Raw genomic sequence first — 16598 nt, 5'->3', positions numbered from 1 at the left:
AAAGTTGAAAAATTTTCAACTGAAAGCTTGCAGGAGAAAGTTGTCGCTATTACTTTTGCATCACTTTAACGGAAACGAAAAGATTTTATCTCTAAACTTCCTTTAAAAACAGAGGCCTCTTTAGCTCAGCTGGTAGAGCAACTGACTTGTAATCAGTAGGTCATTGGTTCGATCCCGATAAGAGGCTCAGTTATAAAGACTTCATAATCAATAGATTGTGGAGTCTTTTTGTTTATACGCCTTTTTGCTTTTTGGGCAGGTTGCAGAACAAGTTGCAATACAAATCCACCGACTCCTCCCTGTACTTTCATCATTTCGCTACTGTTTTCGTTAAATTAATTTCCTAAACTTATGAAAATTTATATGTTATTATCTACTTGTTAAATAATAACATTATATATTTGTGGCATGAAATCACACAAGCTTACAATACATCCATTCTTAAATACCAATATCGCTGGAGGGTCCAATGGTAATTTATTTCCTCTTTATTATAGGTTAACTTATATGAGGAAGAATACCATGCTACGCAGCTTTAGTAAGGGTGTCTATGCTCATTTAGAAGAGCCAAAAGTTAAGAAGATAATAGAAACGGAAACCGAAGATATAAGAGCATTAATGGGTATGCTTACACAGCTTTTTACAGTGCCCTTTGATATGACAGGAATTAAGGCCAAGTATGAGCTGGCTCAAATGCATATCTTGGGTGTTATAGATCAAAGCATAAGAGATGCTGTATCCAGAAATCTCAAAACTATTGACAATGAATTTGCTCAAGTTATTAATGTTGGTGTTTACTCAGAAGACTATCCACTTTATGTTTTGATGAATGCTATAGAGAAGCTAATGCCAGAAGAGTCTGGTAACGCTTTTGAGGGTACCGATGTTTTCCTAGATTATTTGGGTGATTGGATTGACGTTTACCCTTTGGGCGGAAAGCAGCCTCGCATCGTTGATTGGCTTGATGTATATCATTTAGATAAGCGATTTATCAAATCACTTCATAAGAAGTATAATGATGACGAGAACGTAAAGCATATCATGGAAGGAATTTTCAATTTAATTCAGACTAAAATCAATAAGCCTATGTAGAGACTCTAGAAATTATTCAAATTCACACACACACACACAAAAAAAAAACACACACACACAATGAAATCTTTAATTTTAAACGGGGTCGAACTAGACGACCTGCTGACGGAGATTCGTCAAATAGTTCAGCAAGAAATGAACTTAAGTAGTCATTCAGAGAAGAGCGAAGATGTTGAATGGCTTGATATTGAACAAACGGCTCTTTTTGTAAAGAAAGCAAAGCAAACGGTATATCAATACTGCTCGAATTCTTCCATTCCACATTATAGGAAGTTTGGTAAACTCTATTTTAAGAAAGCGGAGCTTGAGTCTTGGTTGCTTGAAGGTAGACGGGGTGAACGTATCACAAAAAAGAATTGGTAAGATTAACCTTTGGACGAAACAGCGAAACAATTCACTTTGTTTCGGTTTTGTTTCGTCCATGTTTCGCCAATAATTCTTAAAAAGAAACGGATTTGAATCGCTTTAAAACGATTTAAATCCGTTTCGTTCACACATTTAATAGAACACACAATGAAAGACTTAACATGTAGAACATGTAGGCAGACCATATATGGTCGTGGAAATCAGATCTACTGTACTCAGCGGTGCAAGAATGAGTACAACAATGCTATTTACAGGAAAAAGCATGAGAATGCTCTGACCACCATGCGAACTATAATGAATAATGCTAAGAAGCTTCAAGGCCTGTATAAACGTTATGGCGGTATAGGTTTAAAGAGTGATGTATTTATTCTGAATGGAGTAAATCCGGCTTTTACTAATTATAACCGGACTGACGGACTATTTGAATTTGATGATTGGAAGCTAAGGGAAATCGGAGAAGATTTATACCAGATTATTCCACCAAAAAATAATGATAAAAATGAATAATAATGCTCTGAGTTTTCAAAATTTAAAGGACTCATATCCAATTAGGCAGAACCTTTACAGTGTATGGTCAGATCAGCCGGAATCAAACTTGAAGAAAGAGCAGGCCAATTCTTTCTGGGGTTTTATTGGGGTTCTTTTACTCGTATTTTGTGCATTTTTCCTAGGACTTTTTTGGAAGGATGTAAACGAGTACCTGCAGAGCTTAGGTGTTGGTAAAACCAAGAAGGTTAATGGCAGTAAGGAAAAGGGACTTATGGTTGAAAATAGCTCCGAAATAGAAATTAGTTATTAGCTACATTATAATGAGATAAATCCTATTTTTGACAAAGCCAAGAAAGTATATCCATGAACAAGAAATCCCTAACTGAAAGAGACATCTGCACCAAGTTTATAAATCCTGCTATTCAGAAAGCTGGATGGGATATGATGCGGCAGGTAAGAGAAGAGTACTTCTTCACCGATGGGCGGGTTATTGTTCAGGGAAAGCTTAGTACGCGAGGTAAGCGTAAAAGAACAGATTATCTACTTTTTCATAAGCCTAACAATCCAATTGCGGTTATTGAAGCTAAAGACAACAATAAGCCTGTAGGTGCAGGTATGCAGCAGGCCTTAGAATATGCCGATATTCTTCAAGTACCTTTTGTCTTTACTAGCAATGGCGACTCCTTTGTTTTTCATGATAAAACATTGCCCGAAGGTGTTATCGAAAAGGAAATAAGCCTAGATGAATTCCCTTCGCCTTCTGAGCTTTGGGAAAAGTATATAAAATACAAGGGTTTGGCCGAAGCACCCGTTCGGAAAATAGTGGAGCAAGACTATTTTGTGGATGATAGCGGCATGTCGCCCAGGTACTATCAGCAAAACGCTGTCAATAGAACAGTTGAAGCTATTGCCAAAGAACAGCAAAGAATCTTGCTAGTAATGGCCACAGGCACTGGAAAGACTTATACAGCTTTCAATATCATTTGGCGACTATGGAAATCTGGCATTAAGAAAAGAATTCTCTTTTTGGCCGATAGAAATGCCTTATTGACCCAGACTAAAAATGGTGATTTCTCTCCTTTTGGGAATGATATCATGCATATTATTAAGAATAGAAAGATTGACAAGTCTTATCAAATCTATTTCGCTTTATATCAAGGATTAACTGGTACAGAAGAAGCCCAGAATGCCTATAAAGAGTTTAGCAGAGACTTCTTTGACCTGATAGTGATAGACGAGTGCCACAGAGGAAGTGCTTCCGAGGCTTCGGCTTGGCGTGAGATATTGGATTATTTTGGCAATGCTACGCAAATTGGACTTACAGCCACTCCAAAAGAAACCAAAGACGTTTCGAATATCAGTTATTTTGGTGAACCTGTCTATACTTACTCTTTAAAGCAAGGCATAGGAGATGGTTTTTTGGCTCCTTATAAGGTTATTAGAATTAGTACTACTGTAGATGAAGGATGGCGACCTACTAAAGGCCTAAGAGATAAATATGGTAACGAAATAGAAGACCGTATTTATAATTTAAAAGACTATGACCGTACATTGGTTATTGACGATAGAACGCAACTCATAGCCAAACGAATCACCACCTTTTTGAGGTCTTTTGACCCCTTTGCTAAAACCATTGTTTTCTGTACAGATATAGACCATGCTAACCGCATGCGAATGGCTCTTATTAATGAAAACGCCGATTTGGTAGCAGAGAACCAATATTACGTTGTGAAGATTACCGGTGATGACGAAGTAGGTAAAAGAGAGCTTGATAATTTCACAGATGTGGAAGAGCGATATCCTGTGATAGCCACTACCTCTAAAATGTTGACCACGGGTATAGATACTAAAATGGTGAAACTGATAGTTTTGGAATCTAACATTGGCTCCATGACAGAATTTAAACAGATAATCGGACGAGGAACTAGAATTAGAGAAGCGGAAGGTAAACTCTATTTTACCATCATGGATTTTAGGAAAAACACCAATCATTTTGCCGACCCAGACTTTGATGGCGACCCTGTATGTATTTATGAACCGCAGACCGAAGAGGAGTTTGAAGAAGTGGTAGATGAAATAAGCAATGAGACTCCAGATATCGACGAAGAAAACATATTGAAAGATGATTTTGGGATTTGGGATGAAGAAGAACCTGCGGTAAAGAAATATTACGTAAAAGAAGTGCCAGTTACCATTGCCCATGAAAGGGTGCAGTATTATGGTGTAGATGGCAAACTAATTACGGAGTCTTTAAAAGATTACACCAAATCCAATATTAGCAAAGAGTATACGTCCTTAGACGACTTTATAAATACTTGGAATGCTGCCGAGAAAAAGGAGGCTTTGATAGAAGAATTGGCGGAGCATGGCATTCTTTTGGAAGCTTTGAAAGAAGAAGTTGGGCAAGATTTAGACCCTTTTGATTTAATCTGCCATGTGGCTTTTGACCAGCCAGCACTCACCAGAAAAGAAAGAGCAAATAACGTACGCAAGCGAAACTACTTTGGCAAATACAATGAAACCGCTCAGCGAATCTTATACGTTTTGTTGGATAAATATGAGCAGGAAGGCATTACTTCCATAGAAAAAGGGGCAATTTTGAACCTTGACCCATTTAATAAAATGGGTTCAGTGATAGAGTTGGTAAGGTCATTTGGGAAGAACAAAGACTTTGAACTGGCTATCAAAGAATTAGAAAAAGAAATTTACAGTAACATAGCATAAATGAGTATAGGAGTAAATATTAAGGGCATAAGAGACATTATGCGTAAGGATACAGGCGTAGATGGAGACGCACAGCGTATTTCGCAAATGGTCTGGATGATTTTCATGAAAATCTTTGCCGATAAAGAGGAAGAATGGGAGCTGACCATAGAAAATTATAAAAGCCCTATTCCTGAAAACCTAAAATGGCAAACTTGGGCAGCAGATGAGGAAGGTCTCACGGGCGACCAGTTGATGGACTTTATTGACAATGAGCTTTTTGTTGCCCTAAAAGACTTAGACATTAGCATTAGCCCACAGGCTAAAATCATACGTTCGGTTTTTGAGGATACGTATAATTACATGAAAAACGGAACGTTGTTTCGTCAGGTAATTAATGAGATAAATAAGATAGACTTTAATAGCAGCACAGATAGGCACCTTTTTAACGACATCTATGAGACTATCCTGAAAGAGCTGCAGTCGGCTGGTTCTTCTGGGGAATATTATACGCCTAGAGCCGTTACGCAGTTTATGGTGGATATTATAAATCCGCAGTTGGGTGAGAAAATATTAGACCCTGCCTGTGGTACGGGTGGTTTTTTGACCTGTGCCATAGAGCATGTGCGTAAGCAAATTAAAAACCCAGACGAGCGAGTTGTTTTTCAAAACTCTATTACGGGTGTAGAGAAAAAACCTTTGCCGCATTTGCTCTGTACCACCAATCTTATGATTCATGGTTTTGATGTGCCTGCCGTACGAAGAGATAATTTGCTGAGCAAACCTTATAGCGACTGGGGCAGTAAAGACAAGGTGAAAATTATACTGACCAACCCACCTTTTGGAGGTGTGGAAGAAGATGGTACGGAGACTAATTTTCCTCAAAAATTTAGAACCAAAGAAACCGCCGACCTATTTCTGGTTTTGATTATTAGACTGCTGGAAGATGGTGGCCGCTGTGCGGTGGTGCTGCCAGATGGTACGCTCTTTGGCGAAGGTGTGAAAACTCGTGTAAAAGAAGAGCTCATGACCAAGTGTAACCTGCACACCATTGTGCGGCTGCCCAATGGCGTTTTTAATCCTTATACGGGTATTAAGACCAATGTTTTGTTTTTTGAGAAAGGCAAAGCCACCAAAGATGTGTGGTATTTTGAGCACCCATACCCAGACGGTGCAAAGAGTTATAATAAAGGCAAGCCCATCCATATCAAGGAGTTTGACCTAGAAAAAGCTTGGTGGAATAAGAGAGAAGAAAACGAATATGCCTGGAAAGTATCTGCCAAAGAAATAGAAGCTAGAGGTTATAACCTGGACATTAAAAACCCGCACCAAGAGGTGGATAATTTAGCAAGCCCTGAGGTGATTCTTAAGAAATATAAGTCTACGGAGAAGCAAATAGGCGGCATACAAGATGAGATTATTAAGGTATTAACAGAAGCTCTGCAATAAATGAAGCTATTAGAACTGTTCAAAGAGCTGACACTACACCCCAAAAACGCAGAAGAGCTGAAGGGCTTGATTTTGCAATTGGCGGTTGAAGGAAAATTGACCAAAAAATGGCGTGATGAGCATCCTGATGTGGAGCACGCTTCTGTTTTAGTTTCTAAAATACAAAGGGAGAAAAAACGGCTTTATAATGAGAATAACAACAAATTAGAAAAAGCTCTGCCTCAGATTGATGCTTCCGATGCTTTATTGTTGCCTAAAGGATGGTTTAATGTTAGGCTAGGTGAAGTGATTCAGATTATAAGAGGTATTACTTTTCCCAGTTCAGAAAAGTTTAAAGTAGATGGAGTTGGTAGGGTTCCTTGTTTAAGAACTGCGAATGTTCAAAATGAAATTGAATGGGAAGACTTATTATACATAGATGAGAAATATGTTAAACGTAAGGAACAGATTTTAAAGTTCGGTGATGTCATTATGTCAATGGCAAATAGTAAAGAGTTGGTTGGTAAAGTTGCTCTAATTGACAAGGAGATGGACCGAAGTTATACTTTGGGAGGGTTCATTTCATCATTAAGAACTTATTTGTTTGATGCCAAGTTTTTAATGGTTCTACTTCGAAACCCAACAACACGTGAAGAACTGATAGCCAGTTCAAGTCAAACAACGAATATCGCAAATGTTTCAATTGCTAAACTTAGACCACTAATTATTCCTTTTCCACCCCTCGAAGAACAAAAAGCCATTGTAGAAGTTGTCAATCAATTATTTGCAGAAGTAGAGCAATTAGAGACCTTAACCAGAGAAAGAATTCAGCTTAAGGAGGATTTTGTGGTTTCTGCTTTGCAAAGACTAAGTAATGGCGATACCGCCAAAGAATGGAGCTTTTTACAAGAGCATTTCAAAACCTTTTTCACAGAAAAAAGCAATGTCAAAAAACTAAGAGAAGCGGTGCTTCAATTGGCCGTGCAAGGCAAACTAACCACTAAATGGCGACTGATTCAACAAGCTCAGCAATCGCCTTTAGAGCCAGCCTCAGAACTCCTAAAACGCATCAGAGCAGAGAAAGAGCAGCTGATAAAGGAGAAAAAGATAAAGCAAGAAAAAATGTTTCCCGCTATCAAAGATAAAGAGGTTCCGTATGAGCTTCCAGAAGGATGGGTTTGGTGTAGAATGCAGGATTTATGTCCAAATATATCTTCAGGCTCGACTCCTCCCAAACCGTATTTCAAAGAAGCTGGAGTGCCATATTTAAAGGTGTATAATATTAGAAAACAAAAAATTGATTTTACTTATCGCGAACAATTTGTGGACGAAGAGTATCATTTGTCCAAACTGAAAAGGTCAATATTGAAACCTGGAGATGTGATTATGAATATAGTTGGGCCTCCTTTAGGGAAGATTGCAATTATTCCAGATTCATACCCAGAATGGAATTGTAACCAAGCCATTACATTTTTTCAACCGCTTGATAGAAAATTAAATGTCTGGATTTATACCTTTTTGAAAGCAGGTTCTTTTCTTAAGCATATCGAACTTATTGGTACAGCAGGTCAGGACAATATCTCCGTAACTAAGAGCAAAATGATAATGATACCCTTACCTCCCTATCAAGAACAAAAAGCTATCGTAGAAAAAGTAAATGCCTTAATGGGTTTTTGTGATGCCCTAGAGCAAGAAATCGCTAAAAACAACACCCAAGTTCAGGACTTAATGCGTAGTAGTTTAAGGGAGGTTTTGGAGGGGTAGGGGGGGGTATACAATTCTTTTAATTCTATCGACATATTTAAAAAAAATGAGGTTAAACATATACACACTTTTAAATAAATAGAATGGCAAAGAATAATACAATAAACGTTTTTGATTTAATTCTTGAATGGGACGAATTAAACTGGCTAGAGATGGAGATTTCGACCTCTATTGTAGCAATGGAGGAGCTTTTGAAAAACATTGAGAATTCATGGACGAATTTAAACGCTGAAATAAGTTTAAAAATAAAAAGTTATTATGATAGCCTTTGTGAAAGAGAAAGGGAAATGGGTGTACCACATCCATATGACTATCAGGAACATTTAGTTAGCGAAATAAAATCTAGAGGATATGTCGCAACTTTCATTGCATCTTTTGCTCTGCTAGAAGGTTCGTTAAGCAAGATTTGTGAAAAAATTGAAACAGAATTTGATTTTGATACTAAATTGAAAGATGTTTCGTCCAATAGCTATTTAGAACATTACAAAAAGTATCTTATCGAGGTTTATGGTCTTGAAAAAGAGCTATTTAATAAGTATCCAGTAATTGGTAAATACACTAAACTTAGAAATCTATTATCTCATGAAGACGGTACTTCAACAAAGACAGAGTTGAGAAGCCTAGAAGGCTTAAAACACTTGAGAATTCGTAAAAAAAATAAAGGTATTTCTGTTAGAATAGATGACAAACAATTTCTTGTAGATTTCTTTAAGGTTTTAAATAAGATATTTAACGACCTTTTTAAAGCGGTAGATAAAAGACGCTTAGAGATAGGAAAGTAATAATCAAGGAAGTTTAGATATGAAATCCAACTCCCCACCAAAAAAAACAAGGCTTGATGTATATATAAGACGTTATTGTGGAGTGAGTAGAACTTATAATACGAAATATGGAATTACAACATCTAAAAAGGGCGATTAAAGACTGTGAAAATGGTTTGGTGCCATTTAGTAATGGGCTTAATTTACATTGCTTTTTATATGGGAAAACATGGTATCCGATTCGGGCTGTACTTAAGAATGCTTCTCAAATAGCAAATGAAAATATAGACTATACAACAAATGGAGGAATAGTCGAATTACACAAATTACTACACTTTGTTAGGGTAAAGACAATCCATGTTCAAAACAATCAATTAGTAGACATTTCAAAAGAGGAGGCTCTTACCGAAATCGGAAACTTAGCCGATGTTATTAAGTCATTGACATAAAATAGGTGACAATGAATTTAAGAAAAATCATTAATGATTTAAGTACGGAAAGACCTGTTTGTCACTCTGAAGATGATTTCAAACTGACTTTGGCACTGGAAATTCAAAAACAACACCGAATTTCAGGACTTAATGCGGAGTAGTTTAAGGGAGGTTTTGGAGGGGTAGGGGTAGGGGTAGGTTTCATAATGTCAGCCCGAGCGAAGACCCTGCCTGTCTTCCTAACGATGGGTAAGTCGGCCGACAGGGAGGGCAGTCTTTTTAGGCTATTGGAGGGTCTCGGCTTCGCTCGACCTGACATTTGTGTTTGACTATAAGCACTTTTTATATTTTATCAGTGTCCTCTTTCATACGGAAACTTTCACTGTGAGAATTTTAGCTTAGATTTATATTGACAGCCATAAATCAAAACGATTTCCCCCAGTCGGGATTTCTCCTAAATAAAAAAGCATATGAAAATACTAATGCATAAACCATCGCAATTGTTGATTGTGATCCTTCTTTTGGTTTCCTTTTCATGTACGAAAACGAGGATTTATTATTCGGAGAATCAGCAATATGCTCTGTTAAAAACTTTCATTGAGAATAAAAGTGAAGTAGAAACTATTCATGAAGGAAAAGGGAACAATTTGCATACTTTGCAGTCTGACATCAAGGGGGAAAATCTCTATTACATTGACCATAGAGCAATTTTCAAATATAATCTAAAAAGTAAAGCTAAGGAGCTAGTCATTACTTATTACAATTCTAAGCCTAATAAGGACCCTTATGATTTCGTATTAGATGAAAAGAATGATTTAATTTATGTTACTTATGGCTATTCTGGTAAGAGTCAGATTGGGACTTATAGAATGAACGGTGATTCTATAGAAGAACTCGTTCAATTACCAAACAACATCAGAAATCTAGTATTGGATAATAAAAATGAGAAGCTTTATTGGTTCGCTAATGATGAGGCTACCAAATGCAGTAAATTAATGTCACTTGATTTATTAAATCCTACTCAACCTAAAGTGATTTTAGGATGTGAGCAAAAAATTTGGAAAGCACATCATGCAGCTTTATATGCAAGAAAGAATGAGCTTTATTGGGTTCAGAATGGCGACCCTTTACTAATGATGCGGTAAAAAAAATCAATCTAGATACCGGTGTTATAAGTTTTTTTGTTTCCAACCCTAAAAAGAAGACAATCATTGATTTACCAAGTTCTATAGCCATAGATCAAGATAAAGGTTTTGTTTATTGGGCTGATCAGAAAAAGCATTGGATAGCAAAAAAGAAAATGACAGGCGGAAAGCTGAAGCCTGTGTTAAAGGTTGGTGAGGATGTATATCCTGCCGCTGTTGAGGTAATTAGTTTAAAGAAAGAATAATCGCTTCAAGTATTTTGTCCAGTTTTTTAATAATAAACTGGACAAATGTCTTAATATTGAGTGGTTAGAAAGTTCTTGTAAGCATCTGAAAAAGAATAGTTTATGGTACAGGTGTTTTTTATTTGGTTAGTGTTCACCTAGGATTATTATATACAACAGGTGAAGGAAAATCAAGCTAGTGTGAAATGCGGATTATTATTTCGCTAACTCTAATTCATTATTATACACTGCACATGCACAAGCCGAGAAAGAAACCAGCCGCTTACAATTGCAAGAAATAGAATTGTTCACTGCCAAAATAGACGAACTCATAGCCGAAAACTACGACCCTAAACCGGATGATGGCGTAGGCAAAAACATAGCCCCTTTACAAAGAAAGGTTTGCTAAGAGCCGAAGTATTAAAGACCACAGGCGGTGCAAAACCACAATTGGAGAAATATTTAAAAGCGGATTGGTAGGGGTTATGCTTTAGTTCCAATTTTTGTTTTTTTATTACAAATAAAGACAAGTTTTGTAACAAATTTAGTATGTATATGTTACAGAAAATACACTTATTATGTCGCAAATATCTACTATATTTGCGACATAATAAATAATAAAATTGATGCAAAGTATTGATGATAAGGTAATTGTTAAGATAAAGAAAGCGGAGAGGGGTTCGCTGTTTTTTGTTGATAATTTCCTGTCATTAGGAAGTGCTAAGGCTGTGTCAAAAGCTTTGGAACGTTTGGTGCAAAAAGAAGAGCTGCACCGAGTGGCAAGAGGCATTTATTCACGCATAGCTATTGATCCGATATTAGGTCCATTGAGGCCAAGTGCTGAGGCCATTGCTGAGGCCATTCGTAGGCGAGATAAGGCGAGGATTGTACCTACAGGTAGTTTGGCCTTAAACGCTTTGGGGCTTTCTACCCAAGTGCCAATGAACGTGGTATATTATACAGACGGTTCGGCAAGGAAGATAGATTTGGGTAAAAGGAAAATTGTTTTTAAAAAAACCTCTCCCCGAAATCTGGCTACTATCGGTAAAATTAGCACCTTGGTTATACAAGCTCTAAAAGAAATAGGGAAAGACAAAGTAACAGAAGCGGAAATGAAAATCATTCTGGGTCATCTTAAAAATGAAGAGGCTTATCGCCTAGAACACGACATAAAATTAGCTCCAGAGTGGATTAGAATAATTATGCGTAAAGCCTTAAAACCGAAAGACAATGATTAAGTGGCTTAACATACCCGAAGGTACTAAGCGAAATGCTTATACTTAAATAGCAGAACAAACTGGTATGTCTGCCTTTGCTATAGAAAAAGACTGGTGGGTAAGCCGCACCTTAAAAATCATCTTCCAAATGGATATTGCCAAACATTTGGTGTTCAAAGGTGGAACATCACTTAGCAAAGCGTGGAAATTGATAAATCGCTTTTCAGAAGATATTGATTTGGCGATAGATAAGGAGTTTTTTGAAGGATATAAAGGAGACATTTCAAAATCTAAAATCACCAAATTAAGGAAAGAAGCAGGCATATATACCACAGGTACATTCTTTGAAGAATTGCAAGAGGAGTTTCAGAAAAAGGGGTTTCCTGGGCTTGATTTTAAAGTAATAGAAGCAGCGGATAGCGACCAAGACCCGCGAATAATTGAAATATACTATCCCAATATAATCACTGCCAATTCTGAATATCTATTGCCACGAGTGCAAATAGAAATCAGTTGCAGGTCGCTACGTGAGCCGTTTACTGTTAAAAGTTTCGGATCGTTAGTTGATGAAGTTTATGAAGGAAAAGATTTTGCTGAATCCTTGTTTAAAGTACCAACCGTAAATCCTGAACGTACTTTTTTAGAGAAGCTATTCTTACTGCACGAAGAGTTTCATCGCCCTGCCGAAAAAATGCGAGTAGATAGATTAAGCCGCCATTTGTATGATGTTTTTCAACTCTCTAAAGCAGGAATTGCAGACAAAGCTATTAGTGATAAAGAATTATATGAAACCATCGTAGCTCACCGCTACAAGTTTTCAAGAGTAGGTGAAGTGGATTACAACTTACACAATCCTAAAACACTGAATCCCACCCCACCCCAAGAAGTGATTGCTGATTGGGAAGCTGATTATGCCAAAATGAAAGAAGATATGATTTATGAAGAAAACAAGCCAAGTTTTGATGACCTGATTAATAATTTATCGGATTTGGGAGCAAAACTTCAAGAGGTGGGTTGGCAATTTGAATTACCTTTTCCAACAGCCGATTAATCATAACTAATCACCAACAGCCAATGACTGACCACTGGATTATATATTCCGGTGAAAGTGAGCCACCCATTCCGGTTCAAAGTGAGCCAGTAGTAAAGCTATGCCTTAATATATGAAGTGTTGAACAATTAGGCTAGAATGCAGCGATTAAGCCTTCGGTTAAAATGGGTCTTTATTTAATTTTTCTTAATTGCTCATCACTACATCTGGTTTGAATTTTACATAAAGTTTCCTTTTTGTCATTGTTCTTTAAATTTAAGAGTAATAATTGTCTTAACTTAATGTCCAGTTTTCGGGGTATCATCACAAAAAAAATACCTCATGAGAGGCATTTTTTTTAAACGTTAGAGACTAAAGTAGAAGGGTTTTAATATCCGTTATTTTTTAGGGTTTATTTCAGCCTCCTTCCAATTGGGTAGTGAAACAGTGGTTTGATAGTTGGAGTAATTGTAAAGTGGATTTCGAATTGGATGATAAATTTTCTCTTGAGATAAATTATCCACTTGGGTATAGATCCATATAGCATTTGGATCCCAAACTACAATTTCATCTCTACCGTCTCCCGTAATGTCCAAAACGGCATTGCACATATCAGGATGACCGTCATCCGGAAAATCTAAAACTTTCCTGCCCCAACCATCGAATACGCCTCCTTCATCAACATTTGGGTTCACAACGAAGAACTCCTCAGATTTTCCTGTCCAATTGACCGGCAGCAGCATACTGCCATATTGATTGGGTTCAAAATCATGATAAATATCTCCATTCGCATCATAAAAATGTATTATACCTTGATTCCCCCAAAAATTCATGGATATGGTCTCCAATCCAGGCAGGTCATCTCTAAAATTGGCTATCGCTGGATTTTGCCCATGACCTATGTAATGATGCTTGGTAATCTCTCCTTTAAGGTTAGCAAAGAATAATCCTTCGTCGCTGGCCGCACACATAACCATTGGCTCAGAATCTTCCGTATATTTTACCACAGCAACCCCATCGGCATGGTCATCTAATTTATCTTCAAGTGTCCACATGGTTCTACCATCATCATCTAGTAGGGAATACCCTATCAAGAGCTCGTCCTTACCATCCTCATCTACATCATAAGCAAACGGATAGTGGCCAGTGTTAAGTTTACTGTACCAAAGAATATTTAATTGATCATCCATGGCCCAAACCCGCTCATATCTATCCTTTATAATTATATCACTATCATAGCCCTTTCCCCTAAAATCACAGAAATAAAGACAGTCACCTAAGATGTTACCATACATATTGTGCGTCTCAGGACTAATAATTTCCTGATCGGTAACCATGGGTGTTGTTCTTTTATATTTAATCTTTCCAGTGGCTCCGTCAGCTACAATCAATTCCCTGTTCATGGTATATATAACCTCAGACTTTCCGTCATTATCCAAGTCATGAATTTGGAAGGCAACATCACTTGTAAGGTTGACTTTCCATGGGTCTGGGGTTCCTGTTTGCCACAGTATTTCTCCATCAAAAGTCATCGCTGTCATACAGCTTAATTCAGAGTTTTTATCCTGAGGTCCATGATTAACTACTTGACCAATCAAAACATCAATTGTCCCATCATTATTAAGATCGCCAAATCTCAAATTTCTACCGACACCAAATCCTGTTGTGTTGATTTTTTTCCAGACTTTCATTTCAGGTATGGATTCTTTTATGCCTTCAAGTTCAAGTGCATATTCTTTCCTCGAAGTTTTCAGCTTTGATAATTCATCAGCCGATGTTTTGACTTCTATCTGGTGAAATTTGGTAGGTATATCCGCCAACAAACCAATTTTCCCGTTAGGATAGGTTTCATCCACGGCGTCAATAGTTACATCTTTGATACTGCATGATATATTACTTCCTTCAACTTTTACATTCAGAGTCAACAATTCCTCTGGATTCCATTCCAATAAAGCTGATCCCAAAATCTCTTCATACGGTTGATGAAAGCCAGTGGCATCATCCACCATCTTAAGAATCAATGAATCACCTTTTACACCTGCGAAGTAATAATTTCGGTCATTACGATAACGAAAAGTCAATCCGGACTGGAATTCTTTCGATTGAGGTGTGAATTGTAAATTGACAACATAATCCGCCCAGTCCTGCTCACCTGCAACCACCATGGGATGCGTATGCCTTTTTTCATCATTTGTCATTACCTGAATCATTTGACGATCGTTTCCTTCCTGACGAACATGCCATGCACGTTTAAAATCAGAATCCCAAGTAAAAGTAGAGACAGCCCATTGAGACCTTGGTGCTGCTTCGTGCAAATAATGATATTCGGTATGGGCACCTACATCTACCGAATAGGGTCCACGCCGAATTGAACTAAAATCATCAGCTAAAAGTATTTCATTGTACCTTGGCCCTTGTTGACATCCTGCCAAAACAAGGATTAACAGCACAAACTGTATTCCATTTTTCATATTATATAATTGGTATTAGGGTCTAAGTTATATTTCGTTTTAATCGGTTGAGCTTATAAGTTCCAGTTCCATATCACATCTTTGTTAGTTCTGATACCTTCTTTTGGAAATGGATGCTGTTCATCAAAAGGGTAAAGGGCTTCAATTTTTTCAATGGTGATGCCATCTTCGTTCAAAGTTCCATCGCTATTAAAAACTGCTGAAACATCAAGGTCTAGGTGCTTCGCCAAAAAAGGATAGACAGCAGCTCTTTTACTTGCTTCGTATCCATGATCCTCGTTGGCGAAATGAGCATTTTCAACCATTTCAGATTTACCGAATAAGCCATATATATACTGCTCAAACGGAAATTCGACATTCGGTGTAAATTCGGTGGCATCCGTTCCAACAGAAACCAGAAGCATTGGATTAGGTGCTACGCATGCAGCTATCTCCGCATTATTATATTTGAATTTTCCATTTTTCTGTATATCCATACCTAGTTCGCAGACACAGCCCCCGAAGTGACGATACGAAACCATTACGACTGGAACGGAAACTGAAACTCTTGAATCTACCGCAGATAAATGAAAAGTTTGGGTTCCACCTCCTGAAGCACCAGTACTAGCAATCCGCTTGGGATCTACACCTATACTAAGCAGGAAATCAACAGATCTGATACTGTTCCAGATTTGCAATTTCATAGTTTCAGGAGCTTCATGAACCCAGCCAAACTCTGCTAGTTGTCCATACCCGACCATGTCATAGGAAAAAACAACAGCTCCCATACGTGCCATTGAGGCACATCGGTTTTGCACATCTGCTCTGTACCGGCCGTAATCTTCTCTTTTTGGCCAATGTCCATGTGGACTAAGAATACCGGCAGGCTTTTCAATCGCCTTTAATGGGCTATACAATGAACCCGTAACGTAAACACCTGGCAGGCTTTCAAATGCAACATTTTGAACCTGATAGCCATCAAATTTTCTTATATCTCCAAATATGGGATTAAGTGGACATTTTTCAGGTAGAGGGACTAAATCTGTTGCCTTCAATAGATATGAACGAATTTCTTTGGCCCTTTTTTGCCAGTCTTCCGCGGTTAAGACTGATTGCTTGATATCGTTAAGGTATTTCTTACCCTCGGCTTCTGTGAGGTGATATATTTGACCTGCTTTCGACTTTTCTATTAAGGTCTCATTTTTTGATTCTTCTACCTTACTACTGCCTTGACAAGAAATAATAAGGCTTGCCAAGGAAATTATGAATACAAGAATAAATATTTTTAAAGGGAATAATTTAACCATATATCAGTGTTTGGTAAAATACATTTTTGAGCTCGTTAAAATTCTTTTATAGTTATTGCAACAAATATAATAGCACTCATTCTTAGAATCGGAAATCAATAAGATTGTTTCTACTTCAGATGTATTATTTGATGATCCCCCCAAAATCTAGACAGTAAGTTAAGACAATTATTCATCTTAAATTTACTGAA

Annotated in this window: 17 protein-coding genes and 1 tRNA gene; 15 read left to right on the top strand and 3 right to left on the bottom strand. The window is 37.4% G+C overall.

The window, feature by feature from the left end; all coding sequences use genetic code 11:
- Positions 1-114 precede the first annotated feature (114 nt).
- Positions 115-187: transfer RNA gene (locus ACSBFT_RS10590), tRNA-Thr, on the top strand.
- Here ACSBFT_RS10590 and ACSBFT_RS10585 read toward each other — a convergent pair.
- Positions 153-314: a hypothetical protein gene (locus tag ACSBFT_RS10585; protein WP_489604595.1), complete on the bottom strand. Its 162-nt coding sequence runs from the start codon at positions 312-314 to the stop codon at positions 153-155. The genes ACSBFT_RS10590 and ACSBFT_RS10585 overlap by 35 nt on opposite strands.
- A gap of 94 nt (positions 315-408) precedes the next feature.
- On the opposite strand from ACSBFT_RS10585, the gene ACSBFT_RS10580 reads away from it, so the two are divergent.
- From ACSBFT_RS10580 to ACSBFT_RS10515, 14 genes are all read left to right on the top strand, one after another.
- Complete coding sequence (locus tag ACSBFT_RS10580; protein WP_489604594.1) at positions 409-1092, top strand: hypothetical protein; 684 nt, start codon at positions 409-411, stop codon at positions 1090-1092.
- Between the two features lie 60 nt (positions 1093-1152).
- Positions 1153-1455: a helix-turn-helix domain-containing protein gene (locus ACSBFT_RS10575; RefSeq protein WP_489604593.1), complete on the top strand. Its 303-nt coding sequence runs from the start codon at positions 1153-1155 to the stop codon at positions 1453-1455.
- Positions 1456-1605: 150 nt separating this feature from the next.
- Positions 1606-1965 carry a hypothetical protein gene (locus tag ACSBFT_RS10570; RefSeq protein WP_489604592.1) on the top strand — a complete coding sequence of 120 codons (360 nt, stop codon included), beginning with the start codon at positions 1606-1608 and terminating at the stop codon, positions 1963-1965.
- Complete coding sequence (locus tag ACSBFT_RS10565) at positions 1958-2257, top strand: hypothetical protein (RefSeq protein ID WP_489604591.1); 300 nt, start codon at positions 1958-1960, stop codon at positions 2255-2257. Before ACSBFT_RS10570 ends, ACSBFT_RS10565 begins: the two co-directional genes overlap by 8 nt.
- Before the next feature lie 53 nt (positions 2258-2310).
- Positions 2311-4671 carry an EcoAI/FtnUII family type I restriction enzme subunit R gene (gene hsdR / locus ACSBFT_RS10560; RefSeq protein ID WP_489604590.1) on the top strand — a complete coding sequence of 787 codons (2361 nt, stop codon included), beginning with the start codon at positions 2311-2313 and terminating at the stop codon, positions 4669-4671.
- Entirely contained in the window at positions 4672-6099 is a 1428-nt protein-coding gene (locus tag ACSBFT_RS10555) for a class I SAM-dependent DNA methyltransferase (RefSeq protein ID WP_489604589.1), read from the top strand.
- On the top strand, positions 6100-7842 hold the full coding sequence (locus ACSBFT_RS10550) for a restriction endonuclease subunit S (RefSeq protein WP_489604588.1): 1743 nt from the start codon (positions 6100-6102) through the stop codon (positions 7840-7842).
- A gap of 83 nt (positions 7843-7925) precedes the next feature.
- Positions 7926-8624, top strand: a complete 699-nt coding sequence (locus tag ACSBFT_RS10545) for a hypothetical protein (protein WP_489604587.1) — start codon at positions 7926-7928, stop codon at positions 8622-8624.
- A gap of 107 nt (positions 8625-8731) precedes the next feature.
- Positions 8732-9052, top strand: coding sequence for a hypothetical protein (locus ACSBFT_RS10540; protein ID WP_489604586.1), 321 nt, complete (start codon positions 8732-8734; stop codon positions 9050-9052).
- Positions 9053-9063: 11 nt separating this feature from the next.
- A complete protein-coding gene (locus ACSBFT_RS10535) occupies positions 9064-9195 on the top strand; it encodes a hypothetical protein (RefSeq protein WP_489604585.1) in 132 nt (43 codons plus the stop codon).
- Positions 9196-9504: 309 nt separating this feature from the next.
- Complete coding sequence (locus ACSBFT_RS10530; RefSeq protein ID WP_489604584.1) at positions 9505-10179, top strand: hypothetical protein; 675 nt, start codon at positions 9505-9507, stop codon at positions 10177-10179.
- Positions 10140-10424: a hypothetical protein gene (locus ACSBFT_RS10525; protein ID WP_489604583.1), complete on the top strand. Its 285-nt coding sequence runs from the start codon at positions 10140-10142 to the stop codon at positions 10422-10424. Before ACSBFT_RS10530 ends, ACSBFT_RS10525 begins: the two co-directional genes overlap by 40 nt.
- A 605-nt stretch (positions 10425-11029) precedes the next feature.
- Positions 11030-11641, top strand: coding sequence for a DUF6088 family protein (locus tag ACSBFT_RS10520; protein WP_489604582.1), 612 nt, complete (start codon positions 11030-11032; stop codon positions 11639-11641).
- A 64-nt stretch (positions 11642-11705) separates the two neighbouring features.
- A complete protein-coding gene (locus ACSBFT_RS10515) occupies positions 11706-12671 on the top strand; it encodes a nucleotidyl transferase AbiEii/AbiGii toxin family protein (protein ID WP_489604581.1) in 966 nt (321 codons plus the stop codon).
- 377 nt (positions 12672-13048) lie between these two features.
- Here the strand turns inward: ACSBFT_RS10515 and ACSBFT_RS10510 are convergent, their stop codons facing one another.
- Together ACSBFT_RS10510 and ACSBFT_RS10505 are read right to left on the bottom strand one after the other, a co-directional pair.
- Entirely contained in the window at positions 13049-15121 is a 2073-nt protein-coding gene (locus ACSBFT_RS10510; RefSeq protein ID WP_489604580.1) for a hypothetical protein, read from the bottom strand.
- 53 nt (positions 15122-15174) lie between these two features.
- Positions 15175-16407: an alpha/beta hydrolase family protein gene (locus ACSBFT_RS10505; protein WP_489604579.1), complete on the bottom strand. Its 1233-nt coding sequence runs from the start codon at positions 16405-16407 to the stop codon at positions 15175-15177.
- Between the last annotated feature and the right edge of the window lie 191 nt (positions 16408-16598).

The sequence above is a fragment of the Arcticibacterium sp. SM2516 genome (genome assembly GCF_057914865.1).
Note: the sequence above shows the minus strand (reverse complement) of the source record. Positions and strands in the feature narration are given on the sequence as shown.

Excerpts from the sequence above, each read along its gene's own strand:
- ACSBFT_RS10535 (WP_489604585.1), top strand. The coding sequence starts at position 9,064 with ATGAATTTAAGAAAAATCATTAATGATTTAAGTACGGAAAGACCTGTT.
- ACSBFT_RS10510 (WP_489604580.1), bottom strand. The coding sequence starts at position 15,121 with ATGAAAAATGGAATACAGTTTGTGCTGTTAATCCTTGTTTTGGCAGGA.
- ACSBFT_RS10520 (WP_489604582.1), top strand. The coding sequence starts at position 11,030 with ATGCAAAGTATTGATGATAAGGTAATTGTTAAGATAAAGAAAGCGGAG.
- ACSBFT_RS10505 (WP_489604579.1), bottom strand. The coding sequence starts at position 16,407 with ATGGTTAAATTATTCCCTTTAAAAATATTTATTCTTGTATTCATAATT.
- ACSBFT_RS10575 (WP_489604593.1), top strand. The coding sequence starts at position 1,153 with ATGAAATCTTTAATTTTAAACGGGGTCGAACTAGACGACCTGCTGACG.
- ACSBFT_RS10565 (WP_489604591.1), top strand. The coding sequence starts at position 1,958 with ATGAATAATAATGCTCTGAGTTTTCAAAATTTAAAGGACTCATATCCA.
- ACSBFT_RS10530 (WP_489604584.1), top strand. The coding sequence starts at position 9,505 with ATGAAAATACTAATGCATAAACCATCGCAATTGTTGATTGTGATCCTT.
- ACSBFT_RS10540 (WP_489604586.1), top strand. The coding sequence starts at position 8,732 with ATGGAATTACAACATCTAAAAAGGGCGATTAAAGACTGTGAAAATGGT.
- ACSBFT_RS10555 (WP_489604589.1), top strand. The coding sequence starts at position 4,672 with ATGAGTATAGGAGTAAATATTAAGGGCATAAGAGACATTATGCGTAAG.
- ACSBFT_RS10545 (WP_489604587.1), top strand. The coding sequence starts at position 7,926 with ATGGCAAAGAATAATACAATAAACGTTTTTGATTTAATTCTTGAATGG.
- ACSBFT_RS10585 (WP_489604595.1), bottom strand. The coding sequence starts at position 314 with ATGATGAAAGTACAGGGAGGAGTCGGTGGATTTGTATTGCAACTTGTT.
- hsdR (WP_489604590.1), top strand. The coding sequence starts at position 2,311 with ATGAACAAGAAATCCCTAACTGAAAGAGACATCTGCACCAAGTTTATA.
- ACSBFT_RS10550 (WP_489604588.1), top strand. The coding sequence starts at position 6,100 with ATGAAGCTATTAGAACTGTTCAAAGAGCTGACACTACACCCCAAAAAC.
- ACSBFT_RS10580 (WP_489604594.1), top strand. The coding sequence starts at position 409 with ATGAAATCACACAAGCTTACAATACATCCATTCTTAAATACCAATATC.
- ACSBFT_RS10515 (WP_489604581.1), top strand. The coding sequence starts at position 11,706 with ATGTCTGCCTTTGCTATAGAAAAAGACTGGTGGGTAAGCCGCACCTTA.
- ACSBFT_RS10570 (WP_489604592.1), top strand. The coding sequence starts at position 1,606 with ATGAAAGACTTAACATGTAGAACATGTAGGCAGACCATATATGGTCGT.